10 protein-coding genes are annotated in these 17,318 nt (G+C 42.9%); 4 read left to right on the plus strand and 6 right to left on the minus strand.

Going from position 1 to position 17,318, the window contains the following annotated elements:
* Nucleotides 1-154: 154 nt before the first annotated feature.
* Together proS and QVO66_RS04090 are read left to right on the plus strand one after the other, a co-directional pair.
* On the plus strand, nucleotides 155-1,636 hold the full coding sequence (gene proS, locus QVO66_RS04085; RefSeq protein ID WP_021854137.1) for a proline--tRNA ligase: 1,482 nt from the start codon (nucleotides 155-157) through the stop codon (nucleotides 1,634-1,636).
* A gap of 267 nt (nucleotides 1,637-1,903) precedes the next feature.
* Entirely contained in the window at nucleotides 1,904-2,446 is a 543-nt protein-coding gene (locus QVO66_RS04090) for a ComF family protein (protein ID WP_369678042.1), read from the plus strand.
* A gap of 34 nt (nucleotides 2,447-2,480) precedes the next feature.
* Here QVO66_RS04090 and QVO66_RS04095 read toward each other — a convergent pair whose 3' ends face one another.
* Both QVO66_RS04095 and mtaB read right to left on the minus strand, forming a co-directional pair.
* Nucleotides 2,481-3,515 (minus strand): glycosyltransferase family 2 protein, encoded by a 1,035-nt coding sequence (locus QVO66_RS04095; RefSeq protein WP_021854139.1) that lies wholly within the window; start codon nucleotides 3,513-3,515, stop codon nucleotides 2,481-2,483.
* 1 nt (nucleotide 3,516) lies between these two features.
* Nucleotides 3,517-4,854 (minus strand): tRNA (N(6)-L-threonylcarbamoyladenosine(37)-C(2))-methylthiotransferase MtaB, encoded by a 1,338-nt coding sequence (gene mtaB, locus QVO66_RS04100; protein WP_021854140.1) that lies wholly within the window; start codon nucleotides 4,852-4,854, stop codon nucleotides 3,517-3,519.
* A 568-nt stretch (nucleotides 4,855-5,422) separates the two neighbouring features.
* On the opposite strand from mtaB, the gene QVO66_RS04105 reads away from it, so the two are divergent.
* Nucleotides 5,423-5,596: a PG1828 family lipoprotein gene (locus QVO66_RS04105; RefSeq protein WP_021854141.1), complete on the plus strand. Its 174-nt coding sequence runs from the start codon at nucleotides 5,423-5,425 to the stop codon at nucleotides 5,594-5,596.
* Nucleotides 5,597-6,562: 966 nt separating this feature from the next.
* Here QVO66_RS04105 and QVO66_RS04110 read toward each other — a convergent pair.
* The 3 genes from QVO66_RS04110 to QVO66_RS04120 are packed head-to-tail and all read right to left on the minus strand — an operon-like array spanning nucleotide 6,563 to nucleotide 12,258.
* Nucleotides 6,563-7,927, minus strand: coding sequence for a TolC family protein (locus tag QVO66_RS04110; RefSeq protein WP_288172573.1), 1,365 nt, complete (start codon nucleotides 7,925-7,927; stop codon nucleotides 6,563-6,565).
* Between the two features lie 2 nt (nucleotides 7,928-7,929).
* Nucleotides 7,930-11,124, minus strand: coding sequence for an efflux RND transporter permease subunit (locus QVO66_RS04115; RefSeq protein ID WP_287602522.1), 3,195 nt, complete (start codon nucleotides 11,122-11,124; stop codon nucleotides 7,930-7,932).
* Between the two features lie 27 nt (nucleotides 11,125-11,151).
* Nucleotides 11,152-12,258, minus strand: a complete 1,107-nt coding sequence (locus tag QVO66_RS04120; protein WP_021854144.1) for an efflux RND transporter periplasmic adaptor subunit — start codon at nucleotides 12,256-12,258, stop codon at nucleotides 11,152-11,154.
* 194 nt (nucleotides 12,259-12,452) lie between these two features.
* Between QVO66_RS04120 and QVO66_RS04125 the strand changes: the two genes are divergently transcribed.
* Nucleotides 12,453-13,388, plus strand: coding sequence for a helix-turn-helix domain-containing protein (locus QVO66_RS04125; RefSeq protein ID WP_021854145.1), 936 nt, complete (start codon nucleotides 12,453-12,455; stop codon nucleotides 13,386-13,388).
* 663 nt (nucleotides 13,389-14,051) lie between these two features.
* On the opposite strand, the gene carB is transcribed toward QVO66_RS04125, so the two are convergent.
* Nucleotides 14,052-17,282, minus strand: coding sequence for a carbamoyl-phosphate synthase (glutamine-hydrolyzing) large subunit (gene carB, locus QVO66_RS04130; RefSeq protein ID WP_021854147.1), 3,231 nt, complete (start codon nucleotides 17,280-17,282; stop codon nucleotides 14,052-14,054).
* Nucleotides 17,283-17,318 lie beyond the last annotated feature (36 nt).

Below are 17,318 nucleotides of genomic sequence, written 5' to 3' on the forward strand. Positions count from 1 at the left end.
ATTTTATTTAAAATAATCACCAAAGACATTTATGTTGTCAACCTGAGCATGATTTAATTATCATAAAATATCTTTCTTACACTATTTTATTAGCATAATTCAGCTATTTTTAGTAAGTTTGCAGTCAAATTAGAATAAGAAAGCAATTTTTATCATGGCTAAAGAACTAAAAGAACTGACAAAAAGAGCTGACAACTACAGTCAGTGGTATAACGACCTTGTAGTAAAGGCTGACCTGGCCGAGCAGTCTGCCGTGCGTGGATGCATGGTAATCAAACCTTACGGCTATGCAATTTGGGAAAAGATGCAGCACCAGCTTGACCTGATGTTTAAAGAAACAGGAGCACAGAATGCATACTTCCCGTTGCTTATCCCAAAATCATTCCTTTCAAGAGAAGCCGAGCATGTTGAAGGATTCGCAAAAGAATGTGCCGTTGTTACACATTACCGCTTACGCGCAAAAGAAGACAAAAGCGGCGTTGAAGTTGATCCCGCAGCACGTCTTGAGGAAGAACTGATTATACGCCCAACATCTGAAACCATTATATGGAATACATACAAAAACTGGATTCATTCATGGCGCGATCTGCCACTGATGTGTAACCAGTGGTGCAACGTGATGCGCTGGGAAATGCGTACACGCCCGTTCCTCCGCACATCAGAGTTCTTGTGGCAGGAAGGCCACACTGCACATGCCACACGTGAAGAGGCTGAAGCAGAGGCACAGAAGATGCTTCATGTATATGCCGACTTTGCAGAACAGTGGATGGCCGTACCTGTTGTTCAGGGTGTAAAGAGCGAAACAGAAAGATTTGCCGGAGCTCTTGACACTTACACTATTGAGGCAATGATGCAGGACGGCAAGGCCCTGCAAAGCGGAACAAGCCACTTCCTTGGTCAAAACTTTGCAAAGGCTTTCGACGTTACTTATCTTAATAAAGAGAACAAGCCTGAATATGTCTGGGCAACATCATGGGGTGTTTCAACACGTCTCATCGGTGCATTAATAATGACTCACTCTGACGACAACGGACTGGTTCTGCCTCCGAAACTCGCTCCTATTCAGGTTGTTATTATCCCTATTACAAAGGGCGCCGAACAGCTGCAGGCCATCACCGAAAAGCTTTCTCCGATTATCACTGCTCTTCGCAATGCCGGAATATCTGTTAAATATGACGATGCCGACAACAAACGCCCTGGCTTCAAGTTTGCCGACTATGAACTCAAAGGTGTTCCTGTACGTCTTGTTATGGGCGGACGCGACCTCGAGAACAACACTCTCGAAATTATGCGCCGCGATACTCTTGAGAAAGAAACAGTTCCCGTTGACGGCATAGTTGAACGAGTTGAAAATCTGCTGAAAGAAATTCAGGACAACATGTTCAAGAAAGCCAAAGCTTATCGTGATGCCCACATTTATGAATGTGACAACTACGATGAGTTCAAGGAGAAGGTAAAGGAGGGAGGCTTCTTCCTGTGCCACTGGGATGGTACCGCAGAAACAGAAGCAAAGATAAAAGAAGAAACTCAAGCTACGATAAGATGTGTGCCTTTCGGCGTTGAGCAAACACCTGGAACAGACATGGTTTCAGGCAAGCCTGCAAAATGCAGAGTTATTATTGCACGCAGCTATTAATTGTTTAGAAATATGAATATGAGAATGCAGAGGTGATTATGCCTTCTTGCATTCTCATATTTTATTCTGATACTTTAAAAACACGTAAAACTATATTTTTCCATGAGTATTTTTATTGAATACATTGTACGCCTGCTTAATTTCATAGCACCAAAACAGTGTGTCGTATGTGGAAAAAGACTTACTATAAGCGAAGACGTTATCTGTGCTGTATGCAACCTGCACATGCCAAGAACGTTATTCTCAAAAAATCCCTATGAAAACAAAATGGCAAAACTTTTCTGGGGGCAGATTAAGATAGAAAAGGCTGCCGCATTGTTCTTCTACGAGCCACATTCAGAAATGAGCCGTATAATACTTTCTTTAAAATATTTCAACCACCCGGAAACAGGCGAACTTATGGGGCGTATGCTGGCAGAAGAGATAAGACAAGACGGATTCTTTGACGGCATAGACCTGATAATTCCTATACCTTTGACAAAGAAGAGGCAAAGGGAACGAGGATATAATCAAAGTATGGAAATTGCCAGAGGAATAAACGAAATAACTAAAATAAAGATTGTTGGCAATGCCGTAAAAAGAAAATCATTTAAGCAAAGCCAGACAAAAATGAACCGCTGGCAACGACTGGACAACGTTAAGGACGTTTTCAGCATAGATAAAGAACATGACCTTGACGGCAAACATATTCTGCTGATTGATGATGTCGTTACAAGCGGTTCGACAATAATATCATGTGCGCAGAAAATCTCAGCACACTATAATAACATAAAATTCAGTGTCTTATCTTTAGGCTTTACCAAAAACTGAGCTCAAACAAGCACATTCCGGCACGTAAGCAGAATCAGTGGCGGTCTCTGCTAATGTTCAGTTCAGAATATTTTTTATGCCCTTTAGCATAGTATTGCCATAATATAGAGAAACCGAATATACCTTCCACGTTATCCGTCTTGCGCATCTGCTGCACCTGTTTTCTTATCTCACGATATTCAGGAAGCCATTTTCTGAATGTTCTTCTGGCTTTAAGTATTGCCTTGAAATCACCTATGCAGCCTGTGGCCAATGACTTGAACGCAGCGACATAATCAAGGAACAAACGCATACGGAACACACTACGCAACCTGTCTTCAGGCAAATTCTTGTAAAGCATCAACAGATTGTTGCGAAAATTAAGATATGTCTTCATCGGATTGTTCTTAGGCAAAGTGCCGCCGCCGACATGAAAGACAAAACTGTCTGGTATGCAGAAAATCTTACGTCCCATCAGACGCAGGCGCCAGCACAAATCAATCTCCTCGCAATGGGCAAAGAACCTGGCATCAAAACCTCCTGACGACTTAAAATCTGAAGAACGTATCATCATACATGCTCCCGTAGCCCACAGCACTTCAGCATCGTAATCATATTGTCCGTTGTCAGCCTCAACAGTATCAAAAATTCTGCCGCGACAAAAAGGATAGCCATAACGGTCAAGATATCCGCCACTGGCTCCTGCATATTCAAAAGAATCATGATCTTTCTCAGACAACAGTTTTGGCTGACAAGCTGCAGCCTCAGGATGGTTGTCCATAAACTCCACCAAAGGTGCCAGCCAATGATGGGCAACTTCAACGTCTGAATTCAGCAATACATAATATTCTGCCTCAATCTGTTCCAAAGCCTTATTATATCCCTCGGCAAAGCCCCAGTTTTTTTCAAGAAGCACCAGGCGAACTTCAGGAAAGCGTTGTTTAAGTATTTCAAGCGAATCATCAGTAGATGCATTGTCTGCAACATAAACAGTTGCATCCTTACGCGAATATTCAAGCACATTAGGCAAAAAGCGTTTCAGCATCTCTGCCCCATTCCAGTTTAATATTACGATAGCAACTTTTTCCATTTTACAATAAAGCTTTTAGTGCTGTTTTATCATGATTGAAGTCACCCAGCTTCACCTTAACGAGCTGATTGTCAAGTCTGTCGTTGTCAGGTGACGGCGGCAGTTCTACACGAATGTAATTTTTTGTAAACCCATGCATGGCTCTTCCTCTGGCAGCCTTCTCAAACAACACCTCAGCCTCATATCCAATGAAACGCTCATAAAAAGCATGAGTCTTATTGTCTGACATATCAAGAAGACGCTTGCTGCGCAGTTTTTTGTCACCATCAGACACTACATAAGGAATCTTCAAAGCCATTGTACCCGGACGCTCTGAATAAGGGAACACATGAAGCTGAGTAACATCGAGCGACTGAAGGAAGTTGTAAGTCTCTTCAAACAACTCAGGCTTTTCGCCGCGTGTTCCAACCATCACATCCACACCGATAAAGGCATCGGGCATTACTTTCTTTATCAGATTTATCTTATGAGCAAACAACGCTGTATCGTAACGGCGATGCATAAGGCGCAACACTTCATCAGACCCGCTCTGAAGCGGTATATGGAAATGAGGCATGAAAGCCCTGCTCTGAGCACAATATTCTATAAGCTCATCATCCAGCAAGTCTGGCTCAATGCTGCTTATACGATAGCGCTTTATGCCTTCTACCTTGTCCAAAGCCTTTACCAAGTCGACAAAACGTTCATTCGTTGTTTCGCCAAAATCTCCGATATTCACGCCGGTGAGAACAATCTCCTTGCCTCCTTCTGCCGCAGCCTGCTCAGCCTGCTCAACAAGCGACGCAATACTCGGATTACGGCTAAAGCCACGGGCGTAAGGAATGGTGCAATATGTACAGAAATAGTTGCAGCCATCCTGCACCTTAAGAAAATAACGTGTACGGTTACCACGCGAGCAGCTCGGTGCAAAAGTCTTAATGTCTTTTGTCTTCTGTGTATGATATCTGTGCAGCGCCTCACCGTTTTTTACGCCTCCCCATGCTTCAGACAAGAACTGAATAAGGTTGGCTTTCTCGTTAGCTCCAAGCACCAGGTCAACTCCTTCTATCTGGCTCACTGTTTCAGGTTTCAGCTGAGCATAACATCCGGTTACAACGACAAAGGCTCCCGGATGATTGCGCACCATCCTGTGTATGGCCTGTCGGCATTTATGATCGGCAACTTCTGTAACAGAACATGTGTTTATTATACAAATGTCAGCAACCTCGCCTTCATCTGCCGTACTCACCCCCATCTCTGACAACAAACGGCCAAAGGTGGATGTCTCTGAAAAATTTAATTTGCAGCCTAATGTGAAAAAGGCCGCCTTTTTACCTTGAAAGGCTGATGTATCTATCATAATCTAATCTTTCTACTTTTCCGTCCGATTTTAATATTGCAATTTTATCGGACCTGTATTATCAACCATCAGAAAAGAAAGCAATGTCACTGGATTTACCAACGCCCATCCGGCTACACATTCCCTGACACATATAAATTCAGGCACATTTGTGCCGTTTCAAATATCCTGCCATGCACACACCTTATTATATATAATGCATACATCTGCTTTTCTTCTGATATTTCTATGATTTTCTCGATGCAAAGATAATAAAAAGTAGGAATTAACAGACACAGTAAAAACTATTTATTAAGCGCCATCCCTAATTAAAAGAAATTAACATTTCGTATTTGATTGACAATCAATTACTTACAAAAAAGTTACAAAAATGAATGAAAAAAATTACTAAAAGCAGAACAACGTATCAAAAAAATGTTTACCTTTGCATCGTTTTAATAAACAAATGATTGTTTTACAGATTTAAAAAGCAAAGAATAAAAAAGGGAACAACGTATTGAAAAAATACTTACCTTTGCAGCGTTTTAATAAACAAATGATTGTTTTACAGATTTAAAAAGCAAAGAAAATGAAAAAGTTAGTTTTAATGTTCGTAGCTATCGCAGCTATCTCTTTCGCATCTTGTGGTAACAAAACAGCTCAGGCTGAGGGTGCTGACACAACAGATACAGCTGCTGTTGACACTGTTTCTGCTGTTGATACAGCTGCTGTTGACACAGCTGCTGCTGACACAGCTAAATAATTTAGCTACAACAGTTAAAAGGAGATTAAAAACCGCAGGACACAGTCTTGCGGTTTTTGCTTTTATATAATCAAGTCTTCAAAAGACTTAATAAATCACCATCTACGCAAGACTAAATATTAAAGCCTGCATGACGGCTATGTAAAACACGGCAAATTACGATGCAAAAGGTATGCTTTTAGCTTTCAATATGCCACATATTACAATGCAAGAACTATGCTTTTGCAACAAGAAAAATCATCAAAACGATTTTCATCATAACCCTAAATGTTTTATTACATAACACTTTGACAATAAGTCTGTTATAACTTTATCACCAATAAAATCAGTTCAATAAGTCAAGCCGTGACAATAATATATGTGATGAGTTGGAAAATCAACTCATCACACGTTATAGTACACAAAATCAACAAGTTACATACGAATGTGATGAGTGATGACTTTTTATAAAAAATCATTTACGCTTTATTGCATAACAAGACATCTAACAGATTGCCTTTGAAACAACATCCAAAAACAATCAGCATAACTCTATCAATCTTGACTACATCACAGCCTTACACATAACAATAAGCAAAATATTCAGCCTGAATGAAATAAAATCCGCCAGACTAAAAGTCTGACGGAAAGAATTAATAGAAAATAGTATGAAATAAAGTCATGTTTTTGTGCTGATCTTGGATATATCAAATCAAACGACAAACACTTTCTATTTAATAATAGCTCATCAAAAAATGCCGGCAATGATACCATTGCTATACCAAATATCAAACAAGCATACGACAATAATACTTGCCGGCATACAAACCAAAACAAACTAACATTAAAACTTGCGCATATAATCCCAATATTTTTTATTTATGTCAAGTCTGTCATTATTATCCGCTGACGTTTGCTTTCTACCCGGACTAGCAAGCGGATACACATCAGCAAATTAGTCCTGGCACATAAGAATCTGACAAATAGTTAATCACGTCCTCCTCCTAAAGCCTGATACAGGCTTATCACACTTTGCACTTCAGTAAACATATTGGCAACCTGCTGAAGTTCAGCATTTAGCAACGACTGCTGCGCCGTAAGCACCTCAAGATAATTTGTATTACCATGCTGCATCAAAAGCTTCGTGCTGCGTAATGCTGTCTGCAACGATTCCACCTGCTTGCTGTAAATAGATGTCTTGGCATGACTTGTCTGATAAGCAGTAAGAGCATCATTAACTTCACTGCCGGCATTCAGCAATGCCTGCTGAAAAGCCAGACGAGCTTCTTCCTGCTGCGCCTTTGATATACGTAGCTGTGCAACATTCTGCCCTTTATTGAACAGAGGCAGAGTCAACGAGCCTAAAGCCTCTGCCAAAAACTTTCCCGGATTCAGGATTGCCGAACCTACAGCATTTGTCCAACCGACAGAACCGCTCAACGTAATCTGGGGATAAAAGGCCGAACGTGCCTGATTGGTGGCATAGAACGCAGCCTCAAGGCTACGTTCCGCACTTCTTACATCAGGTCTGTTAGACAACATCTGCAAAGGCACACCAACGGTTATGTCACAATCAAGCTGCATCTGGCACAGCTTCCCACGCTGATGCTTTTGAGGAGCCTCGCCCAATATAATAGACAGGCTGTTTTCTGTCTGATTTATCTGCTCCTTTATGTCAAGCACAGACGCCCTGACACTATGAAGGGATGCCTCCATCTGTGCAACTGCTGCCTCATTATATTGCCCGGCCTTCATCAAGGCGCGCGCTGTTTCAACAGTCTCTTCCCATGAAGCCATGGTACGTTCTGTCAAATCAAGCTGAGCGTCAAGCATTTGCAATGTATAATAAGCATTAGCAATACTTGCGATGAGCTGCGTACGCACAGCCTGCTTATAATCTATGCTTTTGGCATAAAGAGCCTTTGCCTGCAGCTTGGCGTTGCGTATACGTCCAAACACATCCAGTTCCCAGCTTGCTGTAATAGGCAACTGATAAGTCTGCGTTGCCTTCTGATTATCGAAACTGCTTACAGAGCCTTGCGGGGCAAAGGCAAACGAAGGCAGATAGGCCAACTTTGCAGCCAACAATGTAGCCTCAGCCTCCTCAATCCTAAGCTGAGCCGACTTATAGTCTGTGTTGTTTGCCAGTCCCTCTTCTATCAGATTCTGCAACAGTGTATCCGTAAATAATTCACGCCAATATACATTGCCAAGACTTGCAGTGTCCGTGCCATACGACAATGAGTCACCATACAGGTTGTCAGGAACTGAAGTCTGCGGCTCATACTTTGTATATATTCCGCAACTGCACATCATTACAGCCGCAAATATCATATAAAACGCTTTCCTCATTTTCATTTGTTTTCAATGTTCAACTTACCTTTTTCTATCATTGTCCTTGCTTTTTCTACAACCGACTGCAAGTCGTCTTCCTCTTGCAGAGGTGTTCTGATCTTCTCCTGCAGATATTCAAAGACTATAAAGAACAGAGGCACTACAAAAAGCAAAGCTATGGTACCTATGGTTATACCTCCTACCACACCAGTAGCCAAAGAGTTGTTGCCGTTGGCTCCTGCACCCGACGAGAACATAAGCGGCAGCATGCCAAAGACCATACACAGAACCGTCATGACAATAGGACGGAAACGGGCCTGGGCTGCTGAATAGGCCGAAGCAACTATACCTAATCCCTTTCGGCGACGTTCAACGGCATACTCCGTAATAAGAATGGCTGTCTTGGCAAGCAATCCGATAAGCATTATCACACCGGTCTGCAGATAAATGTTGTTCTCTATGCCAAACAGTCTTGCAAAGAGGAACGAGCCCATAAGTCCAAACGGCACTGAGAAGATGACCGCAAGCGGCAACAGGAAGCTCTCATAAAGACATGACAAAATGAGATAAATAAGAATGACGCACATGAAATATACAAACGCCGTTTGCGCACCGCTGTTTCCGGCCTCCTCGCGTGCCATACCTCCATACTCATATCCATAGCCCGACGGCAGCATCTTTTCGGCAGTCTCTTTAATTGCAGTCTGAACCTGTCCCGAAGAATATCCGTCTGCAGCATTGACATTAACCGGAATCGTGTTATACAGATTGAAGCGCTGTGCCAGCTCAGCACCAAGAACATTCTTTATTGTTACAAACTGGCTTAGCGGTGCCATCTCGTCTCCATTGCGTACAAACATGTTGTCAAGAGCGTGTTCATCAAGACGGAACTTTGGCGAAGCCTGAATCTGTACACGATAAACCTTTCCAAACTTATTGAAGTCAGACACATACGAAGCTCCGCAATAGCTTCCCAAAGCATCAAGGACATCATTAGGAGATATTCCGGCACGCTTGCATTTTGCAGCATCAACATCAACGGCAATCTGAGGGAATGACATTGAGTAAGAAGAATATGCCATGGCCACCTCAGGACGTTTGTTCAACTCGGCTACAAACTTTACCGTAGTATCATAAAACTTCGCTATATCGCCGCCGGTTTTGTCCTCCAGATACAGCTCGGTAGAGTTGCCCGTTCCGTAACCGGGTATCATGGCCGGCTGAAAACAGAATATCTGAGCCTCCTTTATTTCACTGAGCTGTCTGTTAAGGCGTTCCATCACGGCATCAACATTATGCTCCTTGCCCTTGCGTTCATCCCATGTCTTCAGCTTTATAATGGCTGTACCATATGATGTGCCCTGTCCTGAAATGAGGCCATAGCCCGTAATGCGTGAGAAATGGTCTACTTCTGGAGTTTTCTGCAAAATGGCCTGCACCTTGTCCATAACCTTATTGGTTTCAGTCAGAGAGTTTCCCGGAGAAGTACTTACGTTCAGCATGATTGTTCCCTGATCTTCCTGAGGGACAAAACCGGTCTTTGTCGTATTCATAAGGTAAACAAGCAAGACGACCGTAACACCAAGCGATGCCCACCCCATCCATCTGTGATGGAAGAAGAACATCAAAGCACGCTTATACTTGCCCAACATCACCTTATACGATGCATTGTATGCAGCCTTAATCCGCGCATTAAATCCTTTCTTAACTCCGCTATTGCTTTCTGGTTTAAGCAGCATAGCGCATAATGCGGGACAGAGTGTGAGGGCGTTAAGGCAGGATATGCCCACAGCGACAGCCATGGTGACACCAAACTGAGTGTAGAACACACCAGACGTTCCGCCCATGAACGTTACAGGAACAAACACGGCCATAAACACAAGCGTACACGTTACAACAGCCATTGACACATCGTGCATGGCATCCTTCGTTGCCAGATATGGCGATGTATGCCCCACTTCAAACTTTGCCTGAACCGCCTCAACAACGATAATTGCATCGTCAACAACAGTTCCGATAGCCAACACAAGGGCAAACAGCGTCAAGATGTTAATGCTGAAACCTGCAATCTGCAAGCAAGAGAACGTTCCGATGAGTGAAACGATAATAGATATCGAAGGAATAATGGTGCTCTTGAAATCATGAAGGAAGAAATAAACAACCATTATTACAAGCAGAATAGCAATAACAAGCGTCTCTACCACGGTGTCGATTGATGCGAACAAGAAGTCGTTCACACTCATCATCTGTACAAACTCACAGCCCGCAGGAAGATCTTTCGACATGTCATCAAGCTCATCGGCTATCTGCTGATTCACAGCCGTAGCATTAGCTCCGGCCACCTGAAACACCATAAACGTTGTTCCGGGCACACCGTCTACTTCGCCATGATAACTGTACGACTGCTTTCCGAGTTCAATATCTGCGATATCCTTAAGTCTGAGCACAGTTCCGTCTTTCTGCGACCTGATTACGATGTTTTCAAATTCAGGCACCTCTTTAAGTCGGCCTTTATACTTCATTGTATACTGATAAACATGATCGGAGTTCTCGCCAAGCGAACCGGCCGGAGCAACAATGTTCTGTTCTGCAAGCGCCTGAGTTACGTCTGCAGGAATAAGCCCATATTGAGACATCACGTCTGGCTTCATCCATACACGCAGACTGTATGTATCACCCAACTCAAGGACATCGCCTACACCCTGAATACGCTTAAGACGCGGTATGACATTTATGTCAAGATAATTGGCAAGAAAAGTCTCGTCGTAACGCTTGTCTTTGCTTACAAGAGAGTTTATCTGCAAGAAACCGTTCTGACGCTTTGTCGTGCTGACACCGATGCTCTTAACCGCCGACGGAAGTTTGCCTTCAGCTTTAGACACACGGTTCTGCACATTCACGGCAGCCATGTCCGGGTCAGTGCCTTGCTTGAAATAGACCATAATCTCAGCTGTTCCTGAGTTGGTTGCCGTTGAAGTTATATAAATCATGTCTTCTACTCCGTTGATGCTTTCCTCAAGCGGAATTATCACGCTGTTCATAACAGCATCGGCATCAGCTCCTGTATAAGTAGCCTCAACCCTCACCGTAGGAGGAGCAATGTCAGGATATTGCTCAACCGGCAGGGTGAAGAGAGAGATAAGACCAACTAAAACTATCAATATAGATATGGCCAGCGCCATAACCGGCCTTTTTATAAAGATGTTTCCTTTCATAAAAATCTTTTTCCCTTTTTGTTTTTATCATTTCACAATAGTTCCCTCACGCACAAGTCCGGCACCCTTTGAAACATATTCGTCTCCTACGCTCAAACCGCCTGTGACGATATACTCCTTGCCGTCGTTATAGGGGGCAACCGTTATGAGTGTTGAAACAGCTTTGCCGTTTACCACTTTGTACACTATGTATTTGTCTTGCTGCTGCACTGTGGCTTCCTGCGGAATAACAATACAATTCTTAAACTCGCTCGGTATCAGGACATTGCCAGACGAACCGCTGTAAAGCAACCTGGACTTATTCGGAAACACAGCCCTAAGGCCTACCGCTCCGGTCTCTTTGTCTATCACTCCGCTTATCGACTCTATCTTGCCTTTCTCATCGAATATCGAACCGTCGTTAAGCTGAAGCTGTATTTCCGGCATCTGCTTTATTGCATTGTCCTTAGTGCCATACTGGCGCACCATGGTGAGAAGCTGATTTTCCGGCATTGAGAAATATACATACATTTTAGAGTTATCCGAAACTGTTGTAAGAGGCTTTGTCATCGACGGACTGACCAATGTTCCTACACGATACGGCAACATTCCTACAACACCGTCGCTCGGACTCTTCACCTCTGTATAAGACAAATTGTTACGTGCATCCCTCTCCTCTGCCCGCGCCTGTGCCAGCTTAGCCTTGGCCGTCAGATATGCATTACGGTTTGTCTTCAGGTTAAAGTCTGACACCACTTTCTGTGCATGAAGCTCCTTGGCACTCTGATATGTCAGCTCAGCCGTGGCAAGATTTGCCTCAGCATCCTTCACATTGGCTACAGCCGTGGCAAGTGCCGTCTGATATGGAACCTGGTCTATAACAAAAAGCACTTGTCCTTTCCGCACAGTCTGTCCCTCTGAAACATTAAGTTTTACTATGTATCCTGAAACTTTTGGATAAATATCGATATCCTGCATACCTTCAATTGATGCAGAATAAGAAGTTGTTATTGTTTTGTCTGTCTTCCCCTCCACTTTCTTCGTGGCATAAGTCTGCCTGTTAACTTCAGCAAGTTTGTTCTTGCATGATGTTGCAATGAATAAACATGTAAAGGCAACAAGCCATACATTCAAGTTTAAAATCTTTTTCTTCATATCATTAATATATTATCTGATTTTCGCCGCGAAAGTAACAATTTGCCGTGCAGAATCAGTAACAACATTTCCTTCAGATGTGTTCAATTTGACTTCTGCCTGCAAGAAAAGAAGAAAATAGAACATAGGCTGAGGAAAAAGGAATATTACAGGTAAGCCGTAATTTAGTATCTTTGCAAACAAAATCAGAACAAATGAACAAAGACATAAGAAATATTTATAATCAAGAAACAAGCAAAAATTTTTATGACAACGACTACGTGAAAATAACTGACCGACTCGACTATATCTTTCATGAAAGCAAAAGTGAAAAGATTGAAGAGTTCACGTTTGTCTACTGCGAAAAAGGAGAACTTAAAATAGAGTTAAACAACACTGTTTTCTGTCTCCATAAAAACGACATACTGGTATGTCTGCCTAACTCGCTCATAAACCTAATTGAAGAAAAAAGCGATAATAAGCTTATAATAATATGCTTTTCAAACCGCTTGGCACACCGCATGACTCAAACAGAAAAAGGGACATGGAAAATGATGGAGCATCTGCACGTCTGTCCTGTCAGGCATATGACCAAAAACGAATATATTGTATTGAAAAAATATATCGACTTAATTTCTGACAAAATAGACGTTGACGCAGACAAATTCCAGAAAGACATACTCATGCATATCGCATCGGCGATGTTTACGGAAATGATTGCCATAGCATATCAGAACAGCTATGAAGACTGCACTGACGACAGTTCAGAAGAATGTCTCAGGCAATCTGACTACATATTCAACAACTTCATGGAGGCTGTAACGGCAGATAAAGGAAGGCACCGGACAATAGGATATTATGCCGAAATGCTTTGCTATACGCCAAAATATCTTTCAACCATTGTCAAAAAGGTATGTGGCAAGAATGCTCTTACGCTTATCAACGACAATGCCGTTGAACACATCATTGCAGAACTGAAATATTCTGACAAGAACATTAAGCAGATTGCATTCGACTTTAATTTTTCTAACAACTCTTTCTTTTCCAAGTTCTTTAAGATGCATACGGGCATATCGCCAACTGAGTATCGCAACAATATCATAAAAAACGAAGACGGAAAAACAGAGACTGAAAAAGACGAAAACAGATAGCAGAAACAACGAATAGTCATATTGGCATATCATGGCACAGGCATCCGGCATCATGAATAGTAGCAAAGAGTATCCAAAATAACTGCATACAAAACTCAATGAGTTTCATACCAAAAATCACTGAATAAGCAATGTTAAATCAGTGGTTTTCAGATAACATTTCAGCATATATTTTACTGTTTTACAAAAGGTGCCCTTTTACATTGCGAAAGGGCACCTTTTACAATGCAAAAGACATCAAATCGTGCGCTAAAAGGTATGCTTTTGCAAATCAATGAAATAAAGCTAACCGGCACATTGCCTGCAATACGCGTAATAGAGGCATAAGCCATTGGTTTTCAATATATTACGCATCTTCAGTAAAAGGGCAACATTTAAGCAAGGATAATGATGTCCCGACCCATATATCCATAAACTCTTTAACAGCGGATTTTCGTTAGATTTTTCGCAGGCATAGTGTGCTATTCAAGAAAAATCTGACAAAAAGACGACAATAGAAACAAAAAGACAGGCTGAAAGCATCAATGCACAAAATTGATAAAGTAATATGCGCTATAATGCCCGATTTGTGGTTAAACATTATGAGCCGTTTGAATTAAAACAATAAAGGAGGTGACGCCACAAGACGTCACCTCCTTTATAATAAACATGATAAAATATCTCTTATTTATATTCTTCCCATGATTTGATGTCAATGTCATCAAGCTTAACACGACAGAAAGCATTGATAAACGCACTTGCCAGACGACCGTTTGTGATAAGAGGCACGTTAAGGTCGATAGCTGCACGACGAATCTTATATCCGTTTGAAAGCTCGCTGACAGTAAGGTCTTTCGGTATGTTCACCACCATATCTATCTCATGATTGTGAAGCATGTCGAGAGCCTGAGGTTTCTTATCGCTGTCTGACGGCCAGTAAACGAGCGTGTTCTCTATGCCGTTCTCTGTAAGATACTTTGATGTGCCAACAGTTGCATACAGCTTGTATCCGTTGCTTACAAGCTGACGGGCCGCATCAAGCATGGCAGCCTTCTGCTTTGCGCCACCTGTAGAGAGCAATATGTTCTTTTTAGGTATGCGGTGGCCGACAGACAGCATGCTCTTAAGCAACGCCGTGTTTGTATCATCACCAAGACATCCAACCTCACCAGTAGAAGCCATGTCTACACCAAGCACAGGGTCGGCCTTCTGCAAGCGGTTGAAAGAGAACTGACTTGCCTTAATACCAACGTAGTCGAGGTCGAACAAGTTCTTCTCCGGCTTTTCTACCGGCAGACCAAGCATAACCTTTGTGGCAAGTTCAATGAGATTTATCTTAAGCACCTTGCTGACAAACGGGAACGAACGTGAAGCACGCAGGTTACATTCAATAACCTTTATATCATTCTCTCGTGCAAGGAACTGTATGTTGAACGGTCCGCTGATATGCAGTTCCTGAGCAATCATCTTGCTGACGCGCTTTATACGGCGTATTGTCTCGCAATAAAGTTTCTGCGGCGGGAACTGTATTGTTGCGTCGCCTGAGTGAACTCCGGCAAACTCGATATGTTCACTGATTGCATAGGCAATGATTTCACCGTTCTTAGCAACCGCATCCATCTCAACCTCTTTCGCATGTTCGATAAACTGACTTACAACAACAGGATGATCTTCTGAAACGTTGGCTGCAAGTTTGAGGAAGCGCTCAAGTTCTTCATTGTTTGAACATACGTTCATTGCCGCACCTGATAGGACGTAAGAAGGACGAACCAATACAGGGAAGCCTACACGGTCGATAAACTTGTTGATGTCATCCATTGAAGTCAGTGCGCTCCATTCTGGCTGGTCTATGCCGTTGCGTCCCAACATTGAAGAGAACTTGGCACGGTCCTCTGCATTGTCGATATCCTTGGCAGATGTACCGAGGATAGGAACATTCTGTGCATCGAGACGCATTGCAAGGTTGTTAGGAATCTGTCCGCCCGTAGAAACAATGACGCCATAAGGACACTCGAGGTCGATAATATCCATGACACGCTCGAATGTAAGCTCATCAAAGTAAAGACGGTCGCACATGTCGTAGTCGGTAGACACGGTTTCAGGGTTATAGTTTATCATTATGCTGCGATAGCCCTGCTTGCGTATTGTGTTAAGCGCCTGAACTCCGCACCAGTCGAACTCAACTGAACTTCCGATACGATATGCACCTGAGCCAAGAACAATGATAGAACGCTTGTCGTTCTCAAACGTAATGTCGCTCTTGACACCTGCGTATGTAACATAAAGATAGTTGGTCTGTGCCGGATACTCGGCCGCCAGTGTGTCGATCTGCTTTACAACGGGCAGGATGCCATAACTCTTGCGAAGCTGGCGGATAACAAGTCCGGCCTTAGCCATATTGCCGAGTTCGCGCTCCAGACCTACGGCACGTGCTATCTGGAAGTCAGTAAAGCCATATACCTTAGCCTCGCGTAGCAAGTCTTTTCCAAGAACATTAACGCTCTTGCACTTCTTCAGTGTCTCATCTATGTCGATAATGTGCTTCAGCTTGTAGAGGAACCATTTGTCTATCTTCGTAAGGTCATGTATCTGGTCGATTGTATAACCTCTGTGCATAGCCTTAGATATGATGAATATACGCTTGTCAGTAGGTTCGCGAAGCGCTGCATCGATATTTTCAATCTCAAGTTCCTTATTCTCAACAAAGCCGTGCATGCCTTGTCCTATCATACGCAGACCTTTCTGTATGGCCTCTTCAAAGTTACGTCCGATAGCCATAACCTCACCCACAGACTTCATTGACGAGCCAAGCTCACGGTCAACGCCACGGAATTTGCTCAAGTCCCAACGTGGAATCTTACATACGACATAGTCGAGTGCTGGCTCAAAGAATGCGCTTGTTGTCTTTGTTACAGAGTTTTTCAGTTCAAAGAGACCATAGCCCAAGCCGAGTTTTGCTGCCACAAATGCCAAAGGATAACCTGTAGCTTTAGATGCAAGAGCCGAACTGCGGCTAAGACGTGCGTTAACCTCGATAACACGATAGTCCTCACTCTTCGGATCGAAAGCATACTGAACGTTACACTCACCTACGATACCGATATGACGTATAATTTTTATTGAAAGTGCACGCAGCTTGTGATACTCGCTGTTAGTAAGTGTCTGTGAAGGAGCAATAACGATACTCTCGCCTGTATGGATGCCAAGCGGGTCGAAGTTCTCCATGTTGCAGACTGTTATACAGTTGTCGTAACGGTCGCGTACAACCTCATATTCTATTTCTTTCCAGCCTTTAAGACTCTTCTCAACCAACACCTGCGGAGAGAACGAGAATGCTTTTTCTGCAAGTTTGTCAAGTTCTTCCTCATTGTCACAGAATCCGCTGCCTAGTCCGCCGAGAGCATAAGCAGCACGTATGATGACAGGATATCCAAGCTCAGCTGCAGCCTTGCGTGCCTGTTCTATAGTCTCGCAAGCCTCACTCTTGATGGTCTTTACGTCAATTTCGTTAAGCCTGTCGACGAACAGTTCACGGTCTTCTGTATCCATAATGGCCTGAACCGGAGTTCCAAGTACCTTAACATTATATTTTTCGAGCACACCGCTCTTATATAATTCAACACCACAGTTAAGAGCCGTCTGACCACCAAAAGACAGCAATATGCCGTCAGGACGCTCTTTCTCTATAACGCGCTCTACGAAATAAGGCTGAACAGGCAAGAAATAAATCTGGTCTGCAACACCTTCGGATGTCTGAACGGTTGCAATGTTAGGATTTATGAGAACAGTTTTAACGCCTTCTTCCCTCAACGCCTTCAAGGCCTGTGAACCGGAATAGTCAAACTCGCCGGCCTCGCCAATCTTCAATGCGCCGGAACCAAGAAGCAGAACTTTCTTTATATCATTATATTTCATGTCTTTTCTTTTTATTGCAATTACACTAACTGCCTG

The sequence above is a fragment of the Prevotella sp. CAG:255 genome (assembly GCF_000431195.1).
GTDB lineage: Bacteria > Bacteroidota > Bacteroidia > Bacteroidales > Bacteroidaceae > Prevotella > Prevotella rara.